Below are 16,739 nucleotides of genomic sequence, written 5' to 3'. Positions count from 1 at the left end.
AACGTAGTTGAAAATTACTTGGTAAATGTGAGAATGGATTCTGCAGTTTCTTCAATCTCCTTTTTGTTCAGCATCATTTTTCGGAATTCTCCATTGGCATACATTTGGGCTTGATCCTTATAGTATTTGCTCAGTGGATTCCCAGATTGGCCTGTTGGCAATATACTGATACTGTTTTCCACATCAGAAAAATCGATGATACGACGTGTTGATGGCCCCACATTTACTTTGTAAAAGCCAGAACCATCATACGGAAACGAAAGGTTGTTGATCACCTCGCGGGTGCCTTCTACAGGAAAAGGCCCAACATTAAAGTATTTTCTCAAGGCATCCACTTGCCCAAAGGGATGTTGATGTTCTAAAGTATGCACTTTGTCCCAAGTCCATTCGCTTGGGTCTGGTCCTAAATCCACCACCAAGGACTCCCATGCATCGGCAAAGGACTTCATTACAATATCATGTCGTGTTTCCACCTTATCTTCCGTAAGCACATTGTCCCACCAAACGCCATCAATGTTTTTGGCACCCCAACCGATTTGCCTTTTAAAAAGGTGCGTGGACAAAAACTGTTTGAACATCTCCTCGCCCAATTCATCTTCCATGGTGTTTTTTACCATAAAATATTCACAACGATGATATAGTGTTGGACTTGTACTGTTTAAAGTATACTCTCCATTCCAATTTTTAAGGGAATCTACCAACATCAATTGTTCTGCATTCAATTGTTTAACATCAAAGTACTTGATAAGTTCTGTAACCACGTTTGTATTTATTGGTGAAGTCACATCCAAAATCATTTCTGAAACGTCTTCTTTGTCCCATTGATCTTTTTCTTCGAGCAATTGCACAATGCGTTTCGCACGATTTTCGGGAAGATAATATCCAGGATACACCATTCCAGCAATAGTATCGGGCTGATTATTGGCAGAATACACATAATTCCAAGGTGGGTTGGTCGCACTTGGATTTTCTGAAAAATCTAAATAACGAAGGGGTTCGTCTTTACCCGAGGCACCATCCAAAATAAATTTAGTGGAAAGGCTATCTGGCATTTGGTACAATTGAGCCGTTGCCCACCAAGCCACATTACCTTTGGCATCTCCGTACATTACATTAAGTCCAGGAGCATGAATCTTTGGCAACGCATCTTTAAACTCTTCAATATTTTTGGCATGACTTATTCCATGGAGAGCATACAACACCTGATTCTTTGGTTTAGTATAAATCCATGACATGGATACTGGTCGCCCCCCTGAAATTTGGTCAGCGATGTTGTTTAGAACAGGACCATGATGTGTTTTCTTATAAGTAAATGCCACATCCTCCCCATCTTTTACCTTGATGGTCTTGTTTACAACTTCATAGGTTTTCCAGCCTTCTGCGGTTTTGTATTGGGTGCTATCGGATGGATTTGTTTCCTCGTAATAGAAATCAATATCATCATTTTCAAACATAGTCAAACCGTAGGCCAAATTCCTATCATGCCCCAACAATGGAAACGGAACTCCTGCTAAATGATACCCGTATTTTTCATAATTGGGTGTATTTACATGGGCTTCATACCAAACAGAAGGTTGAGCAAAACCAATATGTGGGTCGTTGGCAAAAATCACCTTTCCATTTTTGGTCTTTTCGGGTGCGATCACCCAACTATTACTGCCTTCAAATTGAGGAATGGGCAATTGATCCAGGGCTGCCATTACTGTTGCGGAAATTTCTGAGCCCAAAGTATCGGTTTCTATGCCTTTATAGTTTTTTATCCAAACGGTGGATGTATCGGAATCAATCGCTAAATCATTTAAATAAGCTTCTCCCAGTTTATTTCGCATGCTGGTCAACAAAGGGTCTGTCTTATGTGCCATGGCAAAACTGAAAGCCATATAACCCACGGCATTGTATACATCTTCAATGGTGAATGGTTCTTTTTCAATTCCAGTTAAATAAAACTCAACGGGAGTTGGACCGTTTTTTATAAACTCATTGATACCATCCAAGTAGGCTTGGGAAAGTTGTATTACCTCACTATTGGGATTTAAATCCTTTAAAGTTTCTTTGGTATGCTCATCAATGCCCAAAGACAAGAAAAACTTATCCGTTTTTACAAAATCCGCACCAAAAACTTCAGAAATTCTACCTTTCCCCACCCTTCGCAACAACTCCATTTGCCATAAACGATCTTGGGCATGTACATAGCCCAATGCCTTGAGGGCATCTTTTTCATTATCGGCATAAATATGTGGAATTCCGTAGGTATCAAAATAAGTGGTTACTTCACCTTGAAGGCCTGGCAATGATTTTTTTCCTGAATAATCGGGTTTTAGCCCGTTTAAAAAAATAGCAAATCCAATTAAGGCCAATATAAGTATTGCTAGTAGGCCAAACAGTACCTTTTTTACAGTTTTCACAGTGATTCGGTTACGCAAATTGATTCAACCGAAGGTATGATTATTTTATCACAAGGCGGAAAAAGAATGTTAGGAATTTATTTGTTCATGGAAAGTTGATGTTTCCCTAACCCCGATTTAAGCCAAGCCTCATAAGTCTCCACATCTACATACTGAACGGCATCGTTAAGCACTTCCATGTTTGGCGACAAGATAACATAATAAGGCTGCGAAGCTGCATTGAAATTAATGGTCTGGAACGTTCCCCATTTTTGACCTACCGTTTCTATGGATTTAATTCGCCCAGAATCATATTTGAATTCGAATTTTTCGTCTTGAGGCAATTCTTTACGGTCGTCCACATAAAGTGAAATAAGCACGTATTCCTCTTTTAAAAGCGCATACACATTAGGGTCACTCCACACGTTTTCCTCCATTTTTCGACAGTTTACACAGGCCCATCCTGTAAAATCGAGTAAAATCGGTTTGTTTACCTCCTGCGCATAGGCCACTCCTTCTTCAAAATCCTTGTAGCAATCCAACCCTAATGGACAATCACTTTCGGTTTCCACCACACTATAAAAACTAGGTGGGGGGAATCCACTTAATAATTTTAAGGAAGTAACATTGAAAAGGCCTAAAATCAAATAAACAGAAAAGACCAAACTTACCAATCCTGTCACTTTTCTAGCCCCAGAGTGTTTCTTTTTGGGTCCGTCATGTGGAAATTTGAACACTCCAAAAAGGTATAATGTGGTCAAAATGAAAAGAACAATCCAAATGCCCAAGAAGATTTCTCGTTTTAAGAATCCCCAATTCCCCACCAAATCTGCATTGGAAAGGAATTTAAAGGCTAAGGCTAATTCCAAGAACCCTAGTACAACTTTCACGGTGGTCATCCATCCTCCAGATTTCGGTAATGAGTTTAACCAAGCAGGGAACATGGCAAACAAGGCAAATGGCAATGCCAATGCCAATCCAAAACCGACCATTCCTGCTGTAAGATTGGTGGCTACGTTACCTTCGGCCAAGGTGGTACTTCCCAGTAATCCTCCCAAAATAGGTCCAGTACATGAAAAAGAAACTATGGCTAGAGTCAATGCCATAAAAAAGATGCCCAAACCACCTCCTACTTTGGAGGAAGCCGCATCCATTTTATTGACCCAAGAGCTCGGTAAAGTCAATTCGTAATAACCGAAAAATGAAAAGGCAAAGAATACGAAAATCACGAAAAAGAACACATTGAGCCAAACATTGGTCGCAATGGTGTTCAATATTTGTGAATCAACCGAATTGAATAAATGAAACGGCAGACTCAATAGAAAATAAATCAAAACGATAAAGAAACCATACAACAAGGCATCCCTTATTCCTTTGGATTTGTTTTGGGTTCTTTTAGTGAAAAAAGAAACCGTCAACGGAATCATTGGGAACACACAAGGTGTCAAAAGGGCTATCAATCCACCTAAAAATCCAAGTCCGATGATCATCCAAAGATTGGCAGTTCCTTCTTGACTTGAAATTCCACCTTGGTTTAAAAGCTCCTTATTCTTTAAATCCACTTTTAAAGATTCACCCAAGGCCACACTTCGCTCATCCAAGGATTTATTTTCAGCTACAAAGCCACTTCCGTCCAAAGAAATCTCGAACAGATAGTCTTTTGGAATACATACCTCTTTGCAAATCTGATAAAACAAATTCACCGAAATCTGGCGTACTTCTGGATTGAGCAATTTAATTTTCTGTGTAAAAATGGCCTCTTTCTTAAAGAAGGTTTCATCTACCTCAAAAATATCGCTGTACTCGACTATGGTTTCACTTTCTGTTGTTTTTCCAACCAACTCATAGTCTTCACCTGCTTTTTCAAAAGTAAATTCACTGGGCAAAGAGCCCCCTTCGGCCGTGTATTGGGAATACACATGCCAACCATCCATAATCTTCCCTTTGAAGACCAATTCATATTCAGTGTCAGAAATCTTATTGACCTCGTGACTCCATACTGCTGGGTCGGCATCGGTTTGTGCGACACTCAAGTTAAAAACAAACAATCCTAAAAAGAGTACTAATAATCTCATGTAAGCTGGGTAATCTTAATTATTTCTTGGGTTGAATCCTCAACCTTAAAGCGTTCATCGGCTCTTTTGCCCACCACCCAAACAATTTCGTCATTTGAGCAGAGCAGCCATTGTTTCTCTTTGGAAATCAGGTCCAATTTCTCGTCTTTAAAGAATTTGGATAGCTTTTTTTTGCCCTTCATTCCAAAAGGATAAAAATAGTCGCCTTTTTCCCAATTCCTTAACACTAACGGGAAGTTTAACTTTTCCTTATCCAGAAATATGGTCTTTTTTTCAGGGTTTTGCATACTTCGCACAGGTTCCAATTTTAAGGTAACTGGCGACTCGGCTGGAGTCCCATCTAAATAGACAGGAAACTCTTGCTGTACCCTATTATTTAATTTAGAAAGAATAAGAACATCCCTATTCTTTAGCAGGCCATGGGTTTTGGAGAAAACTTGTTTACCGCTCATGGCATGGAGCAAGTGCTTTACATCGTTCCATTCTGTAAAACCATACGGGTTTAAAAGCCCATATAAATATGCATCCAAAGGTTTTAACTCTAATAAATCCCCAATTTTTATTTTGATTTGATCCTCCTCGTACTGAAACAGTTTATGCTTCACTTCCAACAAATGGTTGGTTGCCAAAGCATCGGTTTGCTGTAAATGTTTTTGGGTATTTTGGAAGTTTTGAAGCATTGATGGATGCAGTTCCTTCAATTTAGGAACAATCTCATGTCGGATTTTGTTCCTGAGGTATTTGTTTTCCGCATTGCTGCTATCTTCTCGCCATTTGATTTCATTGGCGTCAGCATAAGCCAAAATTTCTTCTCGGGAGAACTCCAATAATGGCCTAACTAAATTTCCATTGACCTCTGGAATCCCAGAAAGTCCTTCGATACCTGTTCCTCGGGATAAATTTATAATGAAAGTCTCCAAACTGTCATCAGCATGGTGTGCGGTCAAAACAAAATCGAAACCTTCGATTTTTAAAAGCTCCTCAAACCATTGGTAACGAAGTTCACGTGCTGCCATTTGCACAGACACACGTTGGTCTTCGGCAAATTGTTTGGTCTCGAAATGTTCCACAAAAACACTAATTCCCAACTTGCTGCCCAATTGCCTTACAAAATCCTCATCACCATCACTCTCCTCGCCACGCAAATTAAAATTGCAATGGGCAAGTGCAATTTCCATTTTATTGCCAACACACAAATGAGCCAAAACCACACTGTCCAAGCCCCCACTAAAAGCTACGAGTAGTTTCTTTCCGTTTAGGAAAGCTAAGTTGTTGTTGATATGGTTTTTAAATTGCGGGAACATGCCGCGAATTTACGAAATATCATTGGCCTTTTTCCAATACTTCGCGCATGGCTTTTGCTTTCAACAAACATTCCTGAAATTCCTTTTCTGGGTTGGATTTTGCAGTTATGGCACCACCCACCGAAAAAGAGATATATTTTTTGGAAGCATTGTACAAAATACTTCGAATCACCACATTAAAATCGAAATCACCATCTGGGTCAAAATACCCGACAGCACCGCTGTACATTCCCCTTTTTGTTTCTTCCAATTCCTCGATAATTTTCATGGCTGAAATTTTTGGAGCACCCGTCATACTGCCCATCGGAAAGGTTTCCAGAATCAATTCCAAAGAGTTTTTATGATTTTCAACTTTTGAAACAACGGTAGAAATCAGCTGGTGTACTTGTTTGAAAACATAGGGTTTACAGAGTTCTTCAACTTCAACAGAACCTTTCAAAGCACTTTTGGATAAATCATTGCGTACCAAATCGGTGATCATGATGTTTTCGGACCTTTCTTTAGGGTCATTGGTCAAGTGCTCACTTATCTTTTTATCCTCAACGGTATTTATACCGCGTGGCGCGGTTCCTTTAATGGGTTGGGAAATCACTTTTTGCCCTGCCTTCTTTAAGTACCGTTCTGGTGAAGCACACAATACATAATGCTCTTTCATTCGCAAAAAGGTTGCAAAGGGCGGTTCGGAAATCTCATTCAGTTGTTGAAATTTTTCTAACGGGTCAAGGTTGGCTTCCTCAGCATAAAATTCCTGACAAAAATTGGCCTCATATATGTCACCTCGATGAATGTGTTCCAAAAATTGGTTGGCCTTTTCCAAATAGTCTTCTTCTGTCAGTCGAGATTTAATTTTTATAGGACCGAATTCATTTAAAGCAAGCTTTTGAATTGGTTTCGTATTGAAAATTGCTTTATAATCACTAACCACCTCATTAGCATATCCATCCAAATAGTGAAAATGCAATTGACCCTCTTTAACTAAAATGATTTTTCGGGGTTGAAAGAAATGCAATTCAGGAAATTCCAGAAAATCAGCATTCCCAGAAGTTAAATCCTCTATTTGGTTTTTAACATCATAAGTGAAATAACCAAACAACCAATCTTTTTGTTGGCCTACAAATTCATGAAGCACATCCAAGGCATCAATAGTAAAGTAGGCCCCTACAGCCAAACAAGCTTCAAAACTGGAATATTGATCCTGATGTGAATTACTATCGAGCCAAACTACATCTTCAAACCCTTTGGACCATTCCAATAGTGATGCTTTGGTTTGGGAAAGGGATTCAAACGGAAAAGTTTGATGGTGGCGCACGATTTCTAGTTTAGGGCATCCAGAAAAGTTTGAAGCGCTTTTGCGTGCTCCTGTTTAAGTCCTTCATCCAAAATGGCCTCATCACTAAAATTGTCGTAGAAGCCAGGCAAAGAAAAGGTGGTCACAATCTCAGCACCGAATCGAGGTAACATATTCTCGATCACTCCCAAAGAGCCCTTTGCCCCTCTTTTTCCACCAGAAGTGGACATCAAAAGTAACTTGGTGCCTTCAAAAAAGTTACGATCCAATCGAGACAACCAATCCAATACATTTTTAAAGTAAGCTGAGGGGTTTCCGTTATGTTCGTTCACGGACAAAATAAGGCCATCCGCAGCTTGTATTTTATCCTTTAAATCGACCAAGGCATCTGAATAACCGTTTTGTTTCTCTTCGTCTTCACTGAACATTACAAAAGGGAGTTCTGCCATGTTTAGCTGCTGAATATCATGATTTTGCACCATAGATGTGGTCAATTTCACTAATCGAAAATTAATAGAAGTGGAAGAATTACTTCCCGCAAATGCCAATATTGCAGCCATATGATTTAATCTTTAATTGTTTCGCTAAAATACCCCAATTGAAACTGAGATGACACTATTTTGCATATTTTTGGCGCATAAAGCATCCAAACTACTTGCAAAACAAGTATATAGGGTAATATGAATCCAAATGACAGCCAACAATAGGTTATTTTTTGTAGATGCCATGCGAGCTTGGGCCATTTTAATGATGCTCCAAGGTCATTTTATTGATGGTCTTTTGGATCCTGTTTATAGAGACACTACCAATACCGCCTACAATATCTGGTTGTATTTTAGGGGTATTACTGCTCCTGTTTTCTTTACGGTTTCTGGATTTATTTTTACCTATTTATTGATAAAAAGCCCTCAAAAGGGCATGAAAAATCCAAGGGTCGCCAAAGGTTTGCGTCGCGGTTTGCAACTATTGTTGATTGGATATTTACTTCGTTTAAACCTTTTTGGATTGATGAAAGGTCAGATTTATGACTCCTTTTATTTGGTGGATGTATTGCATTGCATTGGACTGTCCATTTTGGCTTTGATCGGGGTGTATTTATTGACCAGCAATCGAAAAAAGTTTGTTTTTCCAACGGTTTTGGTGGTCATCACTTTGGTGCTTTTCCTTTTTGAACGAGTTTATAAAGATTGGACCTATCCGTTCTTACCTGAATTTATAGCCAATTATTTTACCAAAGCCAACGGGTCGGTATTTACCATTGTTCCATGGTTGGGTTATACCACTATTGGAGCTTTCATCTCTGTACTGTTCACCAGATATAAAAATTTCAAATATTTGTATCCTGCGGCCATTTCTATTGCGTTGGCAATTGGATATTTGTTGATTTACCAATCCACACGTGCATTTGACGCACTTTATGATTTGACTGGATGGGAGTTCTTAAAACTAATTGTTTCCAACAACTACCTGTTCATCCGTTTGGGGAATGTGTTTGTTGTTTTTGCCATATTTATGGTATTGCGGAGATTCTTGACCAACAAAACCATTTTGAACATTGGAGCAAGCACGCTATCCATTTATGTAATCCACTTTGTTATCCTCTACGGTAGTTTAACTGGATTGGGGCTGTATCGTCCTTTCAACCACTCCCTTACTCCAGAAGTAGTGATTCCAGGAGCAATCGTATTTATGATATTAAGCACGTATTTTGCACTGCAATACAACAGATACGAAGTTCAAATAAAAGGCAAAGCAGCTTATTTATTGAATACTGTGAAAATCCAGTCAATAAATTTTGGAAAGATGTTGTTTCCGTTTTTAAAGGAAACTTTTCTTAGAGTTAGAGTAAGGTTACAACGTTTGGTTCAAGTAGTTCGTAGCAACTAAAGTTGGATGGTACCGTCCAAAAGCATTTCTTCTAAAACAGGTCTTACCTCTTCAAAAGGTTTCCCAACAGGAATTCTGGGATTGTAAAGTACCCTCAAAATATTCTTATCCAATTCATAAAAGTTGTTTGGCGCTTTGGAACACATCATACTCATTGAATCTTCAATTTTGTCACCACAAAGACTATCATCAGCATGGCCGAGTCCCAAAACATGTCCCAATTCGTGGGTAAACAAGCCAATTTCACTGTATTTTACCCAAATACGTCCAGAAGTAATATGAAACTCCGAGTTAGTTAAATAAGTTGAGTAACCTTGATAAGAAGATGTTATTAAGTTGAAAATATCAGGCCAAATACTTTCTATGTCTTCTCTGGAACCATAGTACAGATGAACATTTGCCTCTTCAACTGAATCCACAAAAATAATTCCAGAACCATTGGTCATTAATTGATTAATTTCATCAATTCTATCAATAATATTTTCCCTGTAGGTGTCATAAGGGAAACCATCAATATAAATTCTAATTCTATCACTCCATCGTTCATTTAAAGAACTGCCAAACGAAGTCGGGCTAAGATTGTATGTGATATAATGGTAGGTTTCAATAAAATCCAATTGCTCTTGACTTAAAAGACTTTTGGGATTGTCTGGTTCTAGTTTTTCAATCTGCTCATCGGTTGTGCAGGAAAATAACAACATCAATCCAAAAAAAATCATCCACCTTTTCACTGAAATCTATTTTATAAAAATCAGTGTAAAAGTGGATGAAAATAATATCCTAAATATCTGCCAATTGATGGATGCCCTATTTCAATTGACGAAATTCGTTATATATGCAAAGCCCTATCGTCCGTAGCAGCCAATGCTGCTTCTTTAACAGCTTCTGCAAAAGTTGGGTGGGCATGGCTCATTCGTGAAATATCTTCAGCTGATGCTCTAAATTCCATAGCAGTTACACCTTCAGCAATCAAATCGGCACATCTGGCACCAATCATGTGAACGCCCAAAACCTCGTCGGTATCCTTATCTGCAAGAATCTTTACAAAACCGTCAATATCCATGCTTGCACGGGCTCTACCCAAGGCACGCATTGGGAACTGACCTACTTTGTAATCGACACCCTCCTCTTTCAATTGCTCTTCGGTTTTACCTACAGCAGCAACTTCAGGCCAAGTGTACACCACACCAGGTATCAAGTTGTAATCGATATGTGGTTTTTGTCCTGCCAAGATTTCAGCCACCAAAGTACCCTCTTCTTCAGCTTTGTGGGCCAACATAGCTCCTTTCACCACATCTCCAATGGCATAAATATTGGAAACGTTGGTCTGTAGATGTTCATTCACTTCTACTCTACCTCTATCATCCAATTTTACACCTGCAGCTTCAGCATTCAATCCTTCAGTATAAGGTTTACGGCCAACACTCACCAAACAGTAATCTCCAGTAAGGGTTACTTCGTTTCCTTTCTTGTCATCTGCCTTTACAATTACTTCATCACCTTTACGCTCCACGGATTTTACCTTGTGGGACAGATTTAGCTTTACTTTCTGCTTTTTCATCACCTTGGCCAATTCTTTGGAAAGCGCGCCATCCATTCCTGGAATTATGCGGTCCATGAATTCAACCACAGAAACTTCTGCGCCCAAGCGCTTGTATACTTGACCCAATTCCAATCCAATAACACCACCACCAATTACGATTAGGTGTTTTGGAATTTCTTTCAATTTTAAGGCCTCTGTTGAGGTAATGATTCTTTCTTTATCAATATTGATAAAAGGAAGTGATGATGGTTTTGATCCCGTGGCAATAATGATGTTTTTTGCCTCAATAGTCTCTTCCCCGTCCTCTTTTGTGATGTTGACATGGGTGGCATCTTTAAAACTACCAACTCCCTGATACACATCAATCTTATTTTTGCTCATTAAGAACTCGATACCCTTGGTGGTTTGATCTACAACCCCTTGTTTGCGGGCAATCATTTGTTCCAAGTTCACTTTTATTTCGCCTGGAATTTCAATTCCGTGTTCTTCAAAATGCTTAACGGCATCTTCGTAATGGTGTGATGAGTCCAATAGTGCTTTGGATGGAATACAACCTACATTAAGGCAAGTTCCGCCTAAAGTAGAGTACTTTTCAATGATTGCGGTTTTCATTCCCAATTGGGCACATCTAATGGCCGCCACATAACCTCCGGGACCGGAGCCAATAATGGCTACATCATATTGATTCATATTGTAATATTTGAAAGGATATATTCTTTTTGGATGTAATCATAAAACAGCTGTAAAAATACGAATGTTTTTCGGGACAGTACCAACCAAATCTGTGAGAAAAGGGTTGATTTATTGGATTATTAGATGGTTGAATAATTCGACTGTTGGATTTCTAGATATGACTATTGTTAATTGCCAACTGTTTATTGGTTATTGTTCATTGAACTTGTACTTATATATGAATCGACGGACTGTTCTTCACTTCATTGATTACAAAAGAGCTTTGTGTGTTCCCAATATTATTGATGGCAGTTAGTTTCGTAATCATAAACTCCCGATAACTCTGCATATCCTCAACATTTATTTTAAGAATGTAGTCGTAATCCCCTCCCACATGAAAACATTCGGAAACTTCATCTAGTTTAAGAATTTCCTTTTCAAATTTCAACACATTTTCCTTAGTATGCTGTACTAATCGAATGTGGCACAAAACGGTGAAATCCCGTTGCACCTTTTCCTTATTGAGGATGGCTGTATATTGCGTAATTACGCCATTTCGTTCCAACCTGCGAATACGCTCATACACCGCTGTTTTGGACAAATGCAAAGCATCTGCATACTGTTTGGTAGTTTTTTTACTATCCTCCTGCAGCATATTGAGGAGTTTTTTATCCAGTTCATCCAATTTCATACCGACGATTTATCTATTGAACAATTCCTAAATTTTAATTTATTGAATTATATTCTATAAAGTTAAAATTAACCGAATTATAATCTAATTCAAAATATTTTAGTTGAACTTTAATCTAAATCATAGTATTTTTATCAAAAACTAAACAGTATGAACTATAAAGCATCCGATCATATTCAAGACCTTCAATATTTTGGCGAATTTGGAGGTGTAAATCCCTCTATTTCAGATTCATCAACCTACACCTTTCTTTCCGCAAAGACCATGTTCGACACCTTTGAGGGAAATACCGAAGGTTGTTATTTATATAGTAGACACTCCTCACCTTCCAACTTATATTTAGGTGAAGCCATGGCGCAATTGGAAGGCACCGAATCTGCCAATGTGTATGCCAGTGGCATGGGCGCTATCAGTGCTGTAATTCTTCAATTATGTGATGCTGGCGACCATATTGTTTGCAGTAGAACCATTTATGGGGGCACTTATGCTTTCTTGAAAAACTTTGTGAAAAAGTTCAACATCTCTGTTGCCTTTGTGGATATTACCGATTTAAAAGCGGTTCGGGAATCCATCAATCCAAGAACCCGAATGATCTATTGCGAAGCAGTGAGCAATCCTTTATTGGAAATAGCAGATATTCCATCCTTGTCGAAAATCGCACAGAAAAATTTGATTGCAATGGTGGTTGACAATACATTCTCACCATTAAATATTAATGCAGCGCAAATTGGAGCTGATGTGGTGATCCATAGTTTGACCAAATTCATCAATGGAACCAGTGATTGTGTTGCAGGTGCTGTTTGCGGAACCTCCAATTTCTGTTTGAGCCTTAAAGATGTAAATAGTGGTGCTGGAATGCTTTTGGGAAGCACATTGGATAGTTTACGTGCCGCATCCATCCTTAAAAACATGCGGACACTGCATATTAGAATTAAAAAACACAGCGAAAATGCCCATTATTTGGCGGAGCAATTTGAAAAAGATGGTCTAAGAGTGGTCTATCCAGGTTTAAAAAGTCACCCACAACATGAATTGATGAAACAGATCATGAATCCCGAATTTGGATTTGGCGGAATGCTCACTTTGGATGTGGGCACTTTGGAAAAAGCCAATGCTTTAATGGAACTCATGCAAAAAGAAAAATTGGGCTATTTGGCAGTTAGTCTTGGCTTTTACAAAACATTGTTCAGTGCACCAGGAACTTCCACTTCATCAGAAATCCCTGAAGAAGAACAAAAAGAACTGGGTCTTTCTCAAGGACTTATCCGTTTTTCTATCGGATTGGACAACGACATCCATAAAACCTATTTGGCGATGCGTAACTGCATGGAACAACTAGAAATTCTAACCTCTGATTCCACTTTGGTTTAATCCAAAACGGGCTTGGCTTGCAGAACAAGGGGCAAAATCGTAATATTACCTCTTAACAAACTCAGACCAAATGCCAAACAAAGAAGAGCAATCAAAGTTTAGGGAAGACGAACATATTGTAGAAAACAAAAATTTATCCATAACAGAAGCATTGATACCCGTATTTGCCCTTGTGGCGATGTTGGCATACAATGTTTTTGTTTTTGGTGATGATGCCCTAAGCGGTTCAAATCAGTTCATTCTTTTAATGGGAGGTGCAGTCGCGGCCATTGTTGGGTATTTCAACAAAGTATCCTACAAACAGATGATTGACGAAGTGGCCGAAAATGTAAAATCGACCACAGGAGCTTTATTGATTCTGTTGATGGTTGGTGCGCTTTCAGGAACTTGGTTGGTCAGCGGAATTATCCCCGCTATGATCTATTACGGACTTCAAATATTGAACCCCACCATTTTCTTGGCGGCCTGTGTGATTATTTGCGCCATTATTTCGGTGGCAACAGGAAGTAGCTGGACCACCGCAGCAACCGTTGGTATTGCATTGATCGGTATTGGCGATGCTTTGGATATTTCTTTGGGAATGACAGCAGGCGCAGTGCTATCTGGAGCTTATTTTGGAGATAAAATGTCTCCTTTGAGCGATACTACCAACTTGGCACCTGCGATGGCTGGTGGAGATTTGTTTTCCCATATTAGATATATGGCATACACCACCATTCCTACCATTGTTGTAACACTTATTGTCTTTATCATATTAGGATTTACAATCGACACTTCTGGTGAAGCTGATACTAGTTCCATTTTGACCAACATCAGCGCTACCTTTAATATAAATGCTTGGTTATTTATTGTGCCTTTGGTCGTGATCGGTCTGATTGTAAAAAAAGCACCACCCTTATTGGCACTATTAATTGGAACGCTTTTAGCTGGTGTGTTTGCTTTGATTTTTCAGCCAGAAATTGTTGCCGCAATTGGAGGAGGAAGCGAACTTACTTTTGAAACAGCCTATAAAGGCATATTGAATGCCATCACCGTAGATACGGAAATCGCAACCAGCGACCCTGCACTCAACGATTTATTCTCTTCAGGAGGAATGTCAGGAATGTTGGGCACCATTTGGTTGATTGTTTGCGCCATGGTTTTTGGAGGCATCATGGATGGAATCGGTGCTTTGGAACGCATCACGGAATCCTTACTGAAACTGGCCAAGACCACTTTTGGTCTGTTTGCCAGCACCGTGGGAAGCTGTTTGGCACTGAACGTCACCGCTTCCGATCAATATTTGGCCATTGTAGTTCCTGGAAAAATGTTTTCCAAAGCGTACAAAGATCGTGGTTTAGCTCCTGAAAATTTAAGTAGATCCTTGGAAGATTCTGGAACGGTAACATCAGTTTTGGTACCTTGGAATACCTGTGGTGCATACCATAGCGGTGTTTTGGGTGTTGGCGTGGCAGAATATGGCATTTATGCCGTTTTTAACTGGTTAAGTCCGTTCATGACCTTGCTATTTGCCGCGCTACAAATCAAGATCAAACAATTGACCACAACCACTACGGAATAAATTTTCAATTTACTTTTTCATGATACATCATTTCTTTGTGATGTTATCAAAAATCAGCGGTTGATTTTACTGTAACCTCAATAATGACGGTACATTTTTGCGTCATAGTTACAACTTATTAAGCCATAAGAAAAACTAATTTTCATGGGTTTTAAAGCCATGAATCCGTGCTATTTTTGTTGCTCGAATTCATTAAAAAAATCCAATAAATGACTTTAGTAGGAAGAAAATTTCCAAACATTGAAGTAAACGCCATCGACGAATTGGGCGACACATTCAAAATCAACATTTTAGAGAAAGCCAAAGCTGAAAACAAGAAAGTTTTGTTGTTCTGGTACCCAAAAGATTTCACTTTTGTTTGCCCAACAGAGCTTTTCGCTTTTCAACAAAACCTAGCTGAATTTGAAAAAAGAAACACCATTGTAATTGGAGCTTCTTGTGATACTGCTGAAGTACATTTTGCTTGGCTGAGCACTGCAAAGGACAACGGTGGTATTGAAGGTGTAACCTACCCTATCGTTTCTGACAGCAACCGAAACTTGGCAACTGCCTTGGGTATTTTGGATATCATGAAAGAGGAATACAACGAAGAAACCAATACTGTAATGGTAGAAGGTGACAACGTTACATATAGAGCTACGTATTTGATCGACGAAGAAGGAACCGTATTCCACGAAAGCATCAACCACATGCCATTGGGAAGAAACGTAAACGAATTTTTGCGTTTGGTAGATGCCTTTACCCACGTTCAAGAAAAAGGTGAGGTTTGTCCAGCAAACTGGGAAGAAGGAAAAGAAGCCATGAACGCTGATAGAGCAGGTGTTTCTGAATATTTGGCCAACCACGTAAACTAAGCAGCCATGGTTGTAGAATTGGACAAAGACAACTTGAGCGAAGTAATTGCCAGCAATGACAATGTAGTGGTTCAGTATAGCGCATCTTGGTGCGGTAACTGCAGAATCATGAAGCCTAAGTTCAAAAAAGAAGCGACGCTGAACGAGAACATTAAGTTCGTAATGGTCGATGCCGAAAAGTTCCCTGAATCCAGAAAATTGGCCAATGTGGACAACTTACCCACTTTCGCTACTTTTTCAAAAGGAGCTTTGAAAAATCAGGTACAGACCAATAAGTATGATGTTTTAAAAGACTTGATCAATGAAGTTGCCCATAATTAAACAATTGGTCAATTTTGCCGAAGAGCACGATGAGGATTATCTTCAAGAAACTGCCGATACTTTGGAAAGTGTTTGCGAAGTGGCAAGTTTGAAAGATGAAGAACTGGACATGATCGGGGAATTGATCTCCAACCTTTATGGGGCTTTGGAAGTTTCCAATGAAATCAAAAATGGAACTCCTAAAAAAGAAGCTCTAAACGGTTTTATGTCAAGAGTGCTAGGCTCAATAGACAAGTAGCATATACATTGTAAATAACTTTAAAGAACCTTTCCAAAATAGACTTTGGGAAGGTTTTTTTTTGAGTATTTTTGACACCGAACCTGCTCCTAATCGAGCATCATAACCATTAAAAAACACCGTTGAAGTATTCTTTATGCCCAAAGAATCTTTTCTACAGAATCGGATAAAAAGCGTAGGGTATGCCCTCAAGGGCATGTTCTTGTTATTGCGTACTGAATCTAGCATTCAAATTCAGTTTGTAATTGGTTTGGTGATGACCGCTGCTGGTTTTTATTTTGAAATTTCCAATGCTGAATGGATTTTTCAACTGTTTGCCATCGGTTTGGTGATGGGCATTGAGGCCTTAAACACAGCTATTGAAAAAGTATGCGACTACATACAGCCGAATCACGACCCAAAAATTGGGTTGATCAAAGATATTTCGGCAGGAGCCGTAATGATAGTATCGGTCATTGCCAGTATCATTGGTTTGATCATCTATATACCTAAAATCTTTTAGTAAAATCCAAGACCTCGAGTAGCAACGTAAATTTGTAACTTAGCCCCG

The 16,739-nt window shown here is 39.1% G+C and carries 15 protein-coding genes; 7 read left to right on the top strand and 8 right to left on the bottom strand.

Features of this window, described 5'->3' with window-relative positions; translation table 11 throughout:
• Positions 1-14: 14 nt before the first annotated feature.
• The 5 genes from BLQ18_RS11595 to BLQ18_RS11575 all read right to left on the bottom strand — a co-directional run bounded on the left by BLQ18_RS11595 (position 15) and on the right by BLQ18_RS11575 (position 7,611).
• Positions 15-2,405 carry a penicillin acylase family protein gene (locus tag BLQ18_RS11595; protein ID WP_090295918.1) on the bottom strand — a complete coding sequence of 797 codons (2,391 nt, stop codon included), beginning with the start codon at positions 2,403-2,405 and terminating at the stop codon, positions 15-17.
• A gap of 77 nt (positions 2,406-2,482) precedes the next feature.
• Positions 2,483-4,459, bottom strand: coding sequence for a protein-disulfide reductase DsbD family protein (locus BLQ18_RS11590; protein WP_090295913.1), 1,977 nt, complete (start codon positions 4,457-4,459; stop codon positions 2,483-2,485).
• Positions 4,456-5,763: a tRNA lysidine(34) synthetase TilS gene (gene tilS, locus BLQ18_RS11585; RefSeq protein WP_090295909.1), complete on the bottom strand. Its 1,308-nt coding sequence runs from the start codon at positions 5,761-5,763 to the stop codon at positions 4,456-4,458. The genes BLQ18_RS11590 and tilS overlap by 4 nt, the downstream gene beginning before the upstream one ends.
• Positions 5,764-5,782: 19 nt before the next feature.
• Complete coding sequence (locus BLQ18_RS11580) at positions 5,783-7,072, bottom strand: anthranilate synthase component I family protein (protein WP_175443754.1); 1,290 nt, start codon at positions 7,070-7,072, stop codon at positions 5,783-5,785.
• A gap of 5 nt (positions 7,073-7,077) precedes the next feature.
• On the bottom strand, positions 7,078-7,611 hold the full coding sequence (locus BLQ18_RS11575; protein WP_090295901.1) for an NADPH-dependent FMN reductase: 534 nt from the start codon (positions 7,609-7,611) through the stop codon (positions 7,078-7,080).
• Positions 7,612-7,741: 130 nt separating this feature from the next.
• On the opposite strand from BLQ18_RS11575, the gene BLQ18_RS11570 reads away from it, so the two are divergent.
• Complete coding sequence (locus BLQ18_RS11570; RefSeq protein WP_090295897.1) at positions 7,742-8,938, top strand: heparan-alpha-glucosaminide N-acetyltransferase domain-containing protein; 1,197 nt, start codon at positions 7,742-7,744, stop codon at positions 8,936-8,938.
• On the opposite strand, the gene BLQ18_RS11565 is transcribed toward BLQ18_RS11570, so the two are convergent.
• The 3 genes from BLQ18_RS11565 to BLQ18_RS11555 form a co-directional block, all read right to left on the bottom strand.
• A complete protein-coding gene (locus BLQ18_RS11565) occupies positions 8,935-9,669 on the bottom strand; it encodes a DUF2927 domain-containing protein (protein ID WP_139150389.1) in 735 nt (244 codons plus the stop codon). The genes BLQ18_RS11570 and BLQ18_RS11565 overlap by 4 nt on opposite strands.
• A 98-nt stretch (positions 9,670-9,767) precedes the next feature.
• Positions 9,768-11,171, bottom strand: coding sequence for a dihydrolipoyl dehydrogenase (lpdA, locus tag BLQ18_RS11560; protein ID WP_090295888.1), 1,404 nt, complete (start codon positions 11,169-11,171; stop codon positions 9,768-9,770).
• Between the two features lie 214 nt (positions 11,172-11,385).
• Positions 11,386-11,844, bottom strand: a complete 459-nt coding sequence (locus BLQ18_RS11555; RefSeq protein WP_090295885.1) for an Lrp/AsnC family transcriptional regulator — start codon at positions 11,842-11,844, stop codon at positions 11,386-11,388.
• 150 nt (positions 11,845-11,994) lie between these two features.
• On the opposite strand from BLQ18_RS11555, the gene BLQ18_RS11550 reads away from it, so the two are divergent.
• From BLQ18_RS11550 to BLQ18_RS11525, 6 genes are all read left to right on the top strand, one after another.
• Positions 11,995-13,215: an aminotransferase class I/II-fold pyridoxal phosphate-dependent enzyme gene (locus tag BLQ18_RS11550; protein ID WP_090295882.1), complete on the top strand. Its 1,221-nt coding sequence runs from the start codon at positions 11,995-11,997 to the stop codon at positions 13,213-13,215.
• A gap of 70 nt (positions 13,216-13,285) precedes the next feature.
• A complete protein-coding gene (nhaC, locus tag BLQ18_RS11545; protein WP_090295879.1) occupies positions 13,286-14,776 on the top strand; it encodes a Na+/H+ antiporter NhaC in 1,491 nt (496 codons plus the stop codon).
• Positions 14,777-14,985: 209 nt separating this feature from the next.
• Positions 14,986-15,630 (top strand): peroxiredoxin, encoded by a 645-nt coding sequence (locus BLQ18_RS11540; protein ID WP_090295876.1) that lies wholly within the window; start codon positions 14,986-14,988, stop codon positions 15,628-15,630.
• Positions 15,631-15,636: 6 nt separating this feature from the next.
• A complete protein-coding gene (locus BLQ18_RS11535) occupies positions 15,637-15,951 on the top strand; it encodes a thioredoxin family protein (protein WP_090295873.1) in 315 nt (104 codons plus the stop codon).
• Entirely contained in the window at positions 15,932-16,189 is a 258-nt protein-coding gene (locus BLQ18_RS11530) for a DUF6952 family protein (RefSeq protein ID WP_090295870.1), read from the top strand. Before BLQ18_RS11535 ends, BLQ18_RS11530 begins: the two co-directional genes overlap by 20 nt.
• A gap of 136 nt (positions 16,190-16,325) precedes the next feature.
• Positions 16,326-16,691, top strand: coding sequence for a diacylglycerol kinase (locus BLQ18_RS11525; RefSeq protein WP_090295867.1), 366 nt, complete (start codon positions 16,326-16,328; stop codon positions 16,689-16,691).
• Positions 16,692-16,739: the final 48 nt, after the last annotated feature.

Origin of the sequence: Flagellimonas zhangzhouensis (genome assembly GCF_900102925.1) — a bacterium.
Lineage (GTDB): Bacteria > Bacteroidota > Bacteroidia > Flavobacteriales > Flavobacteriaceae > Flagellimonas > Flagellimonas zhangzhouensis.
This window is presented reverse-complemented; position numbering and strand designations above follow the sequence as displayed.